Source organism: Gaetbulibacter sp. PBL-D1 (assembly GCF_050509525.1).
Lineage (GTDB): Bacteria > Bacteroidota > Bacteroidia > Flavobacteriales > Flavobacteriaceae > Gaetbulibacter_B > Gaetbulibacter_B jejuensis.
In genome coordinates this window covers 1-12,198 of record NZ_JBNWKB010000007.1, presented here as the reverse complement: position 1 = coordinate 12,198, position 12,198 = coordinate 1, and the positions used below count along the sequence as shown (strand labels likewise).

The window sequence follows — 12,198 nt, the reverse complement described above, 5'->3', positions numbered from 1 at the left end:
TTTACCATGAGTAAGACAGCCAAAATTTTAGTACTATCAGCTATTGCATTAATAATCCTTTTAATTATTGGGTCAAAAGCAGGTTTATTTGGCAAAAAAGGAAACTTTAAAGAAGTAGAAACTAAAAAAGTAGCACTAGTTGATATTATTGAAACTGTTTCGGCTACAGGTAAAATTCAACCAGAAGTAGAAGTAAAAATATCTTCTGAAGTATCTGGTGAAATTTTAGAACTACCATTTAAAGAAGGACAAGAGGTAAATAAAGGAGATTTATTAGTAAGAATAAATCCAGATTTAATTCAATCTGCAGTAAACAGGTCTCAAGCCTCTTACCAAAATGTAAGAGCAGGTTTAGAGCAAGCTGAAGCAAATTTAAAACAAGCAAAAGCTGATTATGACCGAAACAAAGTGCTTTTTGAAAAAGGCGTAATCTCTAAAGCAGATTGGGACAAAGCTATTGCAACTTACGAAACTGCTCAAGCAAATAAGAGTTCAGCTTATTACAGTGTGCAAAGTGCTGCAGCTACAGTAAATGAAGCAAAAGACAACCTTACCAGAACTACTATTTATGCACCAATGAGAGGAACTATTTCTATGCTTAATGTGGAATTAGGCGAAAGAGTAGTAGGTACTCAACAAATGGCTGGTACCGAAATTATGCGTGTTGCTAACTTAAGCAATATGGAAGTTGAAGTAGATGTAAACGAAAATGATATTGTTAAGGTTCAAATTGGTGACTCTACAATTGTTGAGGTCGATGCTTATTTGAAAAAGGAATTTAAAGGTGTGGTTACTGAAATAGCAAACTCAGCAGCAGGAACATTAACAGCAGATCAGGTTACAAACTTTAGAGTAAAGGTTAGAATTCTCGAAGAATCTTATAAAGATTTAATTGAAGGAAAGCCAGAGCATTACTCGCCTTTTAGACCAGGTATGACAGCTACTGTAGATATTATTACAAACAAAAGAGAAAAAACAGTTGCTGTACCAATTAGTGCAATAGTTGTTAAGACAGATACTAGTTCTACTAAAAAGTCTTACGAAAAAACGATTAATAAAGTTGAAGGTGAAACTGAAGAAAAGTTTGAGTGTGTTTTTGTAACTAATAACGGAGAAGCTAAATTGCGAGTTGTAAAAACAGGAATACAAGACAATTCAAACATTGAAATTATTTCAGGTCTTAAAGAAAATGATGAAATCATTACAGGACCATACAACGTAGTTTCAAAAACGCTTAATTCTGGAGATAAAATAGAAGTTAAGCAAGACACAAAAGATACAGATAACTCACAAGACTAAATATTTGGCAGTTATACTAAACATAGAAACCACAACAACAAACTGTTCAGTCTCTCTTTCAAAACAAGGAGAGACTTTGGTTTTAAAGGAACTTAATGACAAGAATTATTCACATGCTGAGTCTTTGCATGTATTTATTGACGATGTCCTTAATAGCGCAAGCGTTAGTTTGTCTCAAATTGACGCAGTTGCAGTAAGTAAAGGACCAGGATCTTACACAGGTTTAAGAATAGGTGTTTCAGCAGCAAAAGGACTTTGTTTTTCTTTGGAGAAACCGTTAATCTCTGTATCAACATTAAAAGCTTTAGCGCATCAAGTAAAAGCTACTGATGGTGTTATTGTGCCTATGTTAGATGCTAGACGAATGGAAGTCTATTCAGCTGTGTTTGACAGTTCATATAACGAAATAAGAGCTATTGAAGCGCAAATACTAGATGAAAACTCTTTTAAAGACTATCTCGCAAAAGGTAAAGTCTATTTTGTTGGTAATGGCGTTGAAAAAGCCCAAACTATAATACAGCATGAAAATGCAGTATTTATCGAAGATAGATTACCTTCAGCAAACGAAATGAGTATGTTGGCTTATGATAAGTACAAAAAAAACGACATCGAAGATGTCGCTTATTTTGAACCTTATTATTTAAAAGATTTTATTGCGTTAAAGCCTAAATCTTAACTTTCTTTATGTATTTCAACTTGGTGTGGGTAAGGTATTTCAATACCAGCAGCATCAAGAGCTTCTTTTACTTGTTCGGTCACATCAAAGTAAACATCCCAATAGTGTTCAGTTTTACACCATGGTCTTGTAGCAAAGTTTATTGAGCTATCTGCTAACTCTAAAACAGTTACAGCAGGAGCAGGATCTTTAAGTACTTTTGGATGTGAGGTAAGCACATTCATTAATACTTCTTTAGTTTGTTTTATATCAGAGTCATAACCTACACCAAAAACTAAATCTACACGTCTAGTTCCTTCAGTAGAATAGTTAACAATGTTTCCGTTAGACAAAGCTCCATTAGGAATTATAATTTCTTTATTAGACAAGCCAGTTAATTTAGTGGTAAATATTTCAATTTGTTTTACCACACCTATTTCACCTTGAGCTTCAATTAAATCACCGATTTTTATAGGTTTAAAAATCATGATTAAAACACCACCTGCAAAATTACCTAACGATCCTTGAAGTGCCATACCTACTGCTAAACCTGCTGCTGCTAATACTGCTGCAAATGATGTGGTTGGTACTCCTAAAACGCCTAAAAGTGTAATGACTAATAAAATTTTTAATCCCCAACTTAATAGGTTTAATAAGAACTTTTGAAGACTTTCATCATAGTTGCTTTTGGTCATTAATTTTCTGGTTGTGTTCATGATTTTTTTAATAATCCACGAACCTACAATCCAAAAGACAATAGCTCCAATTACCTTTAGTCCATATTCTGTTGCAAATTCAACAGCTGTGTTTGTCCATTTTTCAATATCCATATTGTGTGTTTTTAAATTTCTATTAAATTAATTATAATGATTTTGAAGTGAAAATCAAATTCTTTTATTAACGATTATTTAATTTGAAGGTATAAAAAAAGCACTTATTGTAAGTGCTTTTATAAATTTTATATTCATGAGAAAATTATAAAGTACTCATGTAGTTAACCAGTTTAATTAAATCTTCTTCTCTTGAAGTTTTAATCTTGTTAGTTTTAATATAGCTTAAAATATCTTTTGAATGCTCAGGAATTAATTTAGCGATGTCTTTTTTTCTTTTAGGCATTAATACAGCACCTTGTTCTTCAGAAATTTTAATGTAGTAATCATCACTTACTCTTTTAAATTGAGCAGGTCTTGCAGTATGGTAGCTAGTTAATGCTACTTTTTCTTCAATAAAGATTACTCTTTCTTTCTTAAGAAGTTTGATGTTAGATTCTGGGATTAAATCAACAAAATACCCTAAATTAGGTAATTCGTTATCGTCAACATAGTCGAATAATCTGTAAGTTTTACTGTTAGAAACTAACTTGATAATAATATCTTTTCTATATTTATTTAAAGCAAAAGCTTGATTGTTATCTCCTTTTACTTCAATTTCATCCTTAATTGCATTATACCTTACGTAAAAAATATTGTCATCAGAGGCAGATATTCTTGCTGGTAGAAAATCACTTGTTATGTATGGTGTGCCTTCAACATCGTCGTTTAGTACAACAGGTGTTGTTGTGATAAGACCACTACTACTGTTATAAGAAGGATTTAATGAACGACTAATTACTTCTTGTGCAATACTTAGATTTGAGGTTAAAATTAGTACAAGGGCAACAATTACTTGGTTTTTCTTCATGATTTGTGATTTTGTGGTAAAAAAAAGAAAATATGTTCAATAATAAAAGTTGAAAATGTTAAGATTGAGATAAATTAACTCTTTTTTAAGAATTAAAAATTTATAAATCCAAAAAATGCTTTCGCAAGTTTAGCCATTAATAGCTTCAACAGTAGATACCTTACCGTTCAACATTTCTTTAAGCATGTTTTCAATACCGTTCTTTAAAGTAAATGTTGATGAAGGGCATCCACTACAAGCACCTTGTAAGATTACCTTTACGGTTTTTGTGTCTTTATTATAGGAGTCAAAATGTATGTTTCCGCCATCACTAGCAACAGCAGGTTTAACATACTCTTCAAGTATATTGATGATTTCTTTTGAAGTGTCATCAAGCAATTCAAAAGCTTCATCTAATTGCTCAGTAGTTTTTTGTAATGTTGCTTGTGCATTAGTATTCATTACTTCTTTACCATCTTCAATGTACTTTCTAATAAACTCACGTAACTCCATAGTGATGTCATTCCATTCTGCCATGTCATACTTAGTAATTGAAACATAGTTTTCGTCAAAAAAAACATTTTTCACAAAAGGAAAATGAAATAACTCTAAAGCTAATGGCGATAATTTAGCATCGTCTATTGAAGAGAATTCGTAGTTTGTTGTAACCAGTTTTTTATTAGCAACAAACTTCATTGCAGATGGGTTTGGTGTGCTCTCAGCATAAACAGTAACAGGAACTTTTTTAGGAGTAGCTGTTTCTTCAATTAACACTCCGTCGCTATTTAAATAGTTTTCAATTTGTTCAGCAACCTCGTTTTGTACATCTTCCCATTCAACAATATTATATTTTTCAACCGCTATAAAATTACCAGAGATGTAAACTTTCTTTACAAAAGGTAAATAAAATAACTGTTGAGCCAAAGGCGATGGTTTAGCATCATCAATGTTATTAAACTCATAACTTTTATGTTGAGTCAAAAAAGTATTTGCTTCAAACTTAACAATAGAGGGATTGTTGGTTGTTGTAATTTTTATTGAAATATTTTTCACTGTAAATCTATTTTAGATACAAAGATACAAAAGCAGTATTGAAGAGAGGTTTTCTAAATTTCTTTTTAAGTCATTTTTAACTCAAAAAGTAATCATAATCAGAAAATCAATTTTTTAATACTTATAACTGTTAAAACTGGTGTTTTTATTACAATTTAAAAGATGTAATTAGTTAAAATTTATTAAATTTCCGCTTTTATTGTAATACCTACTTGAATGTTGTTAACATTAATTTTGTTTTTAACAACGCTGTTTAAGAATAAGGTGTTAACATAACTGGTTGAGGAACATGTTGGTATGTCAAAGACTTATTTTTGTTAGGTAGTATTTTGATGTATTAAACTGTTATATTTTAAAAGTTAAATACTTTATAAAATAATATCAATTAGTAAAAAGTAGGTAATTATGAAGCAAGTTTACTTATTAGTAGTTTTTTTAATATCTCTAAATGTTTTTTCACAAGATGTTCTCATGCAAGATGGGACATTTAATAGGTGTCAACCTGATATGTTCTACGATTCAGGAGGAGCAACTGGACCTTACTCAAGTAATGAGAGTTATGTTACAACCATATGTCCAGAAAACACTACGGATTTCACCATAGTCAACTTTACTGAATTTAGTACACAATTAAATACTGATATTTTAACAATCTATGATGGACCTGATACTTCATCGCCTGTTATAGGTTCATACTCTGGAGTTGTTAATCCAGGGTTTGTAGAAGCTTCCGATACTAATACTAGTGGTTGTTTAACTTTCGAGTTTGTTTCTAATGCAACAGGAACTACTACTGGTTGGGTTGCTGAAATATTTTGTGCTGAACCTTGTCAAGCTATAGCTCCTTCTATAGATAGTACAACTCCTGAAGCAAGTGCTGGAGTCGTGAGTATTCTTCCAGGAGAGACTGTAGATTTTGAAGGAAGTGCAGCGTTTTCAGTAGATGGAACAGGAGCAACCTACACATGGAATTTTGGCGATGGAAATACTGCTATTGGTCAGTCTGCTTCTAATACCTTTACTACAGCAGGAACATATACTGTTACACTTATAGTAACTGATACTAACCCACAAGGCTGTACAGAAACAACAACCATAACAGTTTTTGTACTTGGACCAAATGTAGTTGTAGACCAAACAACATATACAGTTGAAGAATTGGTTTTAGACGTGTTAATTGATAGTCCTTGCGCTGAGGTTTCAAATATAACCTACTCAACAGGAACTAATTTTTCGCAAGATAATGGTATAGGTTACTTCTATGGAGATGGAATTAGTTTTCCTTTTCAAGATGGTTTATTAATGACATCTGGTGATGCGAGTAAAGCAAGAGGTCCTAATAATAATGCAATGAGCGACGGTTCTTCGGCATGGCCTGGTGACCCAGATTTAAATGCGGCAGTTGGAGTAGCTACAACTAATAATGCTTCAATAATAGAATTTGACTTTGTGCCTTTAGCAGATAGTATAAGCTTTAACTTTTTAATGGCTTCAGAAGAATATAATGGAAGTACAGGAGGAACCTTTGAGTGTACTTATTCTGATGCATTTGCATTTTTACTAACCGATTCTGGAGGAACAACAACCAATTTAGCTGTTTTACCTGGAACAACAACACCTATTCTGGTTACAAATATTCACCCAGCAAATCCAGGATGTGGCGCTATTAACGAGCAATACTTTGGTGGCTACACAGGAAATAACCAACCACCAATTTCTTTTGATGGAAGAACAGAAGTATTTACAGCACAATCTCCTGTAACACCAGGAGAAACTTATCATATAAAATTAGTAATAGCTGATGCTTCCGATTCTGCTTTAGATTCTGGAGTGTTTTTAGAAGCTGGTAGTTTTAATTTAGGAGGTGATTTAGGAGATGATATTACTGTGCAAGCTGCTAATACAACCTGTGAAGGTGGTGTGATAACTTTAGATACTGCAGCACCAGCAGCTACGCATACTTGGTATTTAAATGGTGATGTTATACCAGGCGAAACATCTTCAACGCTAGATGTAACTGAAAATGGAGAATATACTGTTGAAATTGTATTCTCTGCATCATGTCAAGCCACAGACTCTATTATAATTGAGTTTTATCCTTCTCCTGTTGTTGAAGACGTTCAAAATTTAAGTATTTGTACTCCTAATTCAACAGCAAATTTTGATTTAACTCAAAATACATCCGTAGTTATAGGTAGTCAAGATGATACTGTGTTTGATGTAGTATATTTTGAAACTTTAGCAGATGCTGAAAATAATACAAACCCAATAGCAGATCCAACTAACTATACTAGCGCTGATGGGCAAATAGTTTATGTAAGAATCCAAGATATATACAGTGAAGCTTGTTACGCTACATCTCAGTTTACACTTTTTGTAGGAAGTCCTAGTTATAACATTGTAACTGATTTAGTTGTCTGCGATGACGACAGCAATGATGGATTTGAGGATTTTGATTTAACGGTTCAAGATTTAGGTATTTTAGGCGCACAACCTTCTACGGATTTTGTAGTAACGTATTACACTAGTTTTGCTGATGCCGATTCAGGGGCTAATGCACTAGTGAGTCCTTACACCAATACCGTTAACCCACAACCAATCTATGTACGCGTAGAGAGTGCAGGCGATTCCAGTTGCTACATAGCCTCACCACTTCCGGTGTTCAATTAGTAGTTAACTATAGAGCCATAGCAACAGAGCCATCAGATATGGTAGTTTGCGATGACGCTTCCAATGATGGCGTAGCTCAGTTTGATTTAACCACACAAGACGCTACTATATTAGGCGGTCAAGACCCATTGGTTTATACAGTAACCTATTACGAGACCCAAGCAGATGCAGAAGCACCAATGAATGCTATAGCAAACCCAGCAACCTATACCAATACAGGTAACCCACAGACGATACATGTAAGAGTAGAAGATGCTACCACACCAGACTGTTATGGATACACAAGCTTTGAGCTTATCGTTAACCCATTACCAGAAGTATTAGTGCCAACACCATTAGAAGTTTGTGATGACGATGCCGATGGTTTTGCAGCATTTACACTAACAGATAAGAATGCAGAGATACTTAACGGACAAACAGGTGTTAACGTTACCTATTATGAAACCCAAGCCGATGCAGACAATGCTATCAATGAGATTTTCTCACCATACACTAACATTGTCATCAACACGCAAACGGTATATGTGCGTTTAGAAGATGCAACAACAGGATGCTATAATACTACGACATTAGAGCTAGTGGTTAACCCACTACCAGTAGCAGTAGCACCAACACCATTGGAAGTCTGCGATGATGATAACGATGGTTTTGCAAGCTTTACCTTAACATTAAAAGACGCAGAAGTATTAGGTGGACAAACAGGAATGACAGTGACCTACCATGAGACCCAGTCTGATGCAGACAATGGTGTCAATGACCTATCAAGTCCATACAACAATATTGTACCAAACACCCAAACCGTTTATGTGCGTTTGGAAGATGACACTTCAGGCTGCCATGACACAGTAGAGCTTACCCTATTGGTAAACCCATTACCAACCATAGGTGCGATAACACCATACGAGTTGTGTGACTATAACAACCCAGGCGACGAGCAAGAAACATTTGATCTTACAACCAAAGATGCAGAAATCATCAATGGACAGGTTAATGTAGCGGTAAGCTATTACGAAACACAGGCAGATGCCGAAGCAGGAATCAATGCGATAACCGTACCATATATTAATCAAACCAATCCACAAACCCTATATGTGGCACTTACCAATACAATTACAAACTGTGCTTCAGTAAGTAGTTTTGAGTTGGTGGTCAACCCACTTCCAGTATTAGTAGTTCCTACACCATTGGAAGTTTGTGATGATAATGTACCAGACGGCATAACAGACATTGATCTTACTCTAAAGAATATAGAGATTAGTGGTAACAACCCGAACTACTCGGTAACGTATTACCCAACACAGTTAGATGCAGACAATGCTACCAATCCATTACCAATACCATACACAGGGTTTGATGGAGAAGTAGTGTATGTACGTGTTCAGGATATCAACACAGGATGTTATGCTACTACAACCTTAACGTTGGTAGTGGAACAAGCACCAGTAGCTAATGTGCCAGCACCATTGGAGTACTGTGATCCTGATAGTGATGGTTTTGGAGTGTTTACCCTTACCGATGCAGATAATGAAATAACAGGAGGCGTTCCAGGACTTACAGTAACTTACCATGAGACTATGGCAGATGCCAATAATAATGTAAACCCATTAGCAAGTCCATACAATAACATTGTGGTAAACACGCAAACTGTTTACGCTAGAGTAGAAAGCGCTACCATAGCTACCGATTGTGCTACGATAGTAGATTTAGTATTGATAGTAAATCCAACCCCACAATTAGGAGCAGGACCAACACCATTACAAGTCTGTGACGATGCCTCATCCGATGGATTTGCACAGTTTGACCTTACTACCAAGGATGCAGAAGTACTTCAAAACCTAGCAGACCCAACACAGTATACAGTCACTTATCATGAAACAGAAGCTAATGCTGAAGCAGGGACAAACCCAATACTGAACCCAGCAGCTTATACAAACACAACAGCCTTCAACCAGACCCTATGGGTACGAGTAGAAGACAATAACAACGGATGTTATAAGCTTACAACATTAGAGCTTATCGTTAATGCATTACCAGTATTGGTACAACCATCACCATTGGAGTTATGTGATTATAATAACCCAGGCGATGAGCAAGAAGCCTTTACATTAGAAGATGCAGCGGACGAGATTTTGAATGGTCAAACAGGAATCAGCCTAACGTATTATGAGACCCAAGCCGATGCCGATTCAGGGAACAACCCAATCACGAGTCCATATACCAATACTGTAAACCCACAGACTATTTATGTAAGAGCGACCAATGATGTTACAGGCTGTGTGAGTACAATTACTTTAGATTTACGAGTAAACCCAATACCATCACCAGCAGTACCAACAGACTTAGAAGAATGTGATGTAGACAATGATGGCTTTGCAAGTTTTGATTTAGACAGTAGTACAGTAGAGATCATCAATGGCGAATTGGATATTGCTGTGAGCTACCATGAGACTATGGCAGATGCTGAAAACGCACAAAACCCATTAGTAAGTCCTTACAGTAATATCGTACCAGATACACAAACCGTTTATGCAAGAGCAGAGAACACAATAACAGGATGCTTTACTATAGTACCATTGGTATTAAATGTATTACCATCACCAGTAGTTCCAACAAACATAGACGATTATGTTATCTGTGATACCAATACCGATGAGATTGCGCAGTTTGATTTAACAACCAAAGCAGCAGAGATATTAGGTACCCAAGACCCAGCAGATTTTGTGCTGACCTACCATTTAACACAGGCAGATGCCGACTCAGGAAACAACCCAATAGCTAACACGACCAACTATAGTAACCAAATCAACCCACAGACCATTTACATACGTTTGGTAAGTGTAGCCAATGGCTGTGTAACTACAGGAGAGTTTGAAATACGTGTGGAACTTCCACCAACAGCAATCCAACCAACACCATTGGAGTTGTGTGATGATGAAGTGGCCGATGAGATTACGGTATTTGACCTTACAGTTAAGGACAGTGAGATTACAGGAGGAGAAGCAAGCTGGAGTGTAAGCTATTATGAAACCAATGCCGATGCACAGTCAGGAACCAACGCAGTAGACGCTACAGCCTATACCAATACATCAGTTAATGGCGCACCAGCTAACCCACAAACACTATATGTAGTTGTTACCGATACCGATACAGGCTGTGTGGATTACACAACGTTAACCATTAGAGTATTACCAAACCCAACTCCAAGTACAGATCCAGATAACCTAGAGTTATGTGATGACATCAATACAGGAGATGGACAAGAGGTATTTGATCTTACCGAAAACGAAGTATACATCATCAATGGAGAAGCAGGAGTAACAGCAAGCTACCATGAAACAGAAGAAGATGCAGAAGCAGGAGCCAATGCTATAGCAGACCCAACAATGTACACTAACATCCCAACCGATTACACAGCACAAACCATCTATGTGCGTGTGACTAATGATGTAACAGGATGTTATACCATAGTAACCTTTACGATAACCGTAAACCCATTACCAGATGTAGTAGCAGTAACGGACTTTATCATATGTGAAGACAATACCGATGGCTTTGCACAGTTTGATTTAACCAGTAAAGATGCAGAAGTACTTAATGGTCAAGATCCAACCCTATTTACAGTAAGCTATCATGCTACACAAGCAGATGCTGATGATCTAATGAACGGATTGGTAAGTCCATATACCAATGTGATCAATCCACAACCAATCTATGTAGCCATTACCAATACAGTAACAGGATGTTCGATAAGCACACAAAGCTTTAACATAGAAGTTCAGGAAGCAGCAGAAGCCAATAGTGATATGGAGCCAATTCTATATGAGCTATGTGATGACAATATGGAGATAGATGGAGACCCAACTAACGACAGTGTACAATTTGATCTATCAACATTAGATGAAGACGTACTAGATGGTCAAGACCCATTAAATTATACAGTAACGTACTATGCGAGTTTTGATGATGCAGACGCAGGAGTAAACCCATTACCTACACTTTATGAGAACATCACTAACCCACAGGTTATTTATGTAAGAGTAGATAATGATACCACACCAGATTCTATCTGTTATGATGTGACAGATCTGACCCTTCAGGTGAATCCGTTACCAGTATTTGATTTAGAAGACAGTTATATACTATGTGTGGATACTAATGGGACAGAAGTATTAGATCCTTTAGTATTAGATACAGGCCTGACCACACCAGATTACAGTTTTACATGGTATCTTAACGGAACAGAAATCGCAGGCGCTACAGAAGGTAGTTATATGCCAACAGAAGGCGGAACTTATAGTGTAACCGTTGTAGATGAAGTAACATCAACAGAGACCAACTGTGAGAATACCGATGAGACTTTAGTTATAGAAAGTGCACCTCCAACCTTGGTAGCCGAAGTGACTACACAAGCTTTTTCAGAAAATCACGTTATAGAAGCAGAAGCAACAGGACCAGGAGAGTATGAATACAGTTTAGATAACGGTCCATGGCAAGACAGTGGTTTGTTTGAAGACGTTACCTCAGGAGAACATGTAGTAGTGGCAAGAGACAAGAATGGATGTGGATTGACAGCGTTGGAGATAACAGTGTTGGATTATCCAAAGTACTTTACACCAAATGGAGATGGATATCATGATACATGGAACATAATAGGATTTGCAGGTAGAGCTGACGTAAAAATTTATATCTTTGACAGGTTTGGAAAACTGTTGAAGCAGATATCTCCTTCGGGACAAGGATGGGATGGAACCTACAATGGAAACCCAATGCCATCAAGTGATTACTGGTTTGTAGTAGAGTACGACGAACCAATTGGTGGGCAGAGAAAAGAGTTTAAAGCTCACTTTACTTTGAAACGATAA

General features: G+C 36.1%; 7 protein-coding genes. 4 read left to right on the top strand and 3 right to left on the bottom strand.

Annotated elements, in window-relative coordinates:
- Window positions 1–6: 6 nt before the first annotated feature.
- Together ACQ0RB_RS07255 and tsaB are read left to right on the top strand one after the other, a co-directional pair.
- A complete protein-coding gene (locus ACQ0RB_RS07255) occupies window positions 7–1,299 on the top strand; it encodes an efflux RND transporter periplasmic adaptor subunit (protein ID WP_335972491.1) in 1,293 nt (430 codons plus the stop codon).
- Between the two features lie 4 nt (window positions 1,300–1,303).
- Window positions 1,304–1,975, top strand: coding sequence for a tRNA (adenosine(37)-N6)-threonylcarbamoyltransferase complex dimerization subunit type 1 TsaB (gene tsaB / locus ACQ0RB_RS07250; RefSeq protein ID WP_430497529.1), 672 nt, complete (start codon window positions 1,304–1,306; stop codon window positions 1,973–1,975).
- Here the strand turns inward: tsaB and ACQ0RB_RS07245 are convergent.
- The 3 genes from ACQ0RB_RS07245 to ACQ0RB_RS07235 all read right to left on the bottom strand — a co-directional run bounded on the left by ACQ0RB_RS07245 (window position 1,972) and on the right by ACQ0RB_RS07235 (window position 4,666).
- Window positions 1,972–2,784 carry a mechanosensitive ion channel family protein gene (locus ACQ0RB_RS07245; RefSeq protein WP_129760989.1) on the bottom strand — a complete coding sequence of 271 codons (813 nt, stop codon included), beginning with the start codon at window positions 2,782–2,784 and terminating at the stop codon, window positions 1,972–1,974. The genes tsaB and ACQ0RB_RS07245 overlap by 4 nt on opposite strands.
- Before the next feature lie 145 nt (window positions 2,785–2,929).
- Window positions 2,930–3,634, bottom strand: coding sequence for a hypothetical protein (locus ACQ0RB_RS07240; RefSeq protein ID WP_430497526.1), 705 nt, complete (start codon window positions 3,632–3,634; stop codon window positions 2,930–2,932).
- A gap of 129 nt (window positions 3,635–3,763) precedes the next feature.
- Entirely contained in the window at window positions 3,764–4,666 is a 903-nt protein-coding gene (locus tag ACQ0RB_RS07235; protein ID WP_430497525.1) for a NifU family protein, read from the bottom strand.
- A 405-nt stretch (window positions 4,667–5,071) separates the two neighbouring features.
- Here ACQ0RB_RS07235 and ACQ0RB_RS07230 point away from each other — a divergent pair, with 405 nt between their 5' ends.
- Together ACQ0RB_RS07230 and ACQ0RB_RS07225 are read left to right on the top strand one after the other, a co-directional pair.
- The gene (locus ACQ0RB_RS07230) at window positions 5,072–7,336 is read left to right on the top strand and encodes a choice-of-anchor L domain-containing protein (protein WP_430497523.1); all 2,265 of its coding nucleotides are present in this window, start codon (window positions 5,072–5,074) and stop codon (window positions 7,334–7,336) included.
- The gene (locus tag ACQ0RB_RS07225) at window positions 7,300–12,198 is read left to right on the top strand and encodes a T9SS type B sorting domain-containing protein (protein ID WP_430497521.1); all 4,899 of its coding nucleotides are present in this window, start codon (window positions 7,300–7,302) and stop codon (window positions 12,196–12,198) included. The genes ACQ0RB_RS07230 and ACQ0RB_RS07225 overlap by 37 nt, the downstream gene beginning before the upstream one ends.

Coding starts and splice junctions, on each gene's coding strand:
- ACQ0RB_RS07255 (WP_335972491.1), top strand. CDS start 7: ATGAGTAAGACAGCCAAAATTTTAGTACTATCAGCTATTGCATTAATA.
- ACQ0RB_RS07245 (WP_129760989.1), bottom strand. CDS start 2,784: ATGGATATTGAAAAATGGACAAACACAGCTGTTGAATTTGCAACAGAA.
- ACQ0RB_RS07240 (WP_430497526.1), bottom strand. CDS start 3,634: ATGAAGAAAAACCAAGTAATTGTTGCCCTTGTACTAATTTTAACCTCA.
- ACQ0RB_RS07230 (WP_430497523.1), top strand. CDS start 5,072: ATGAAGCAAGTTTACTTATTAGTAGTTTTTTTAATATCTCTAAATGTT.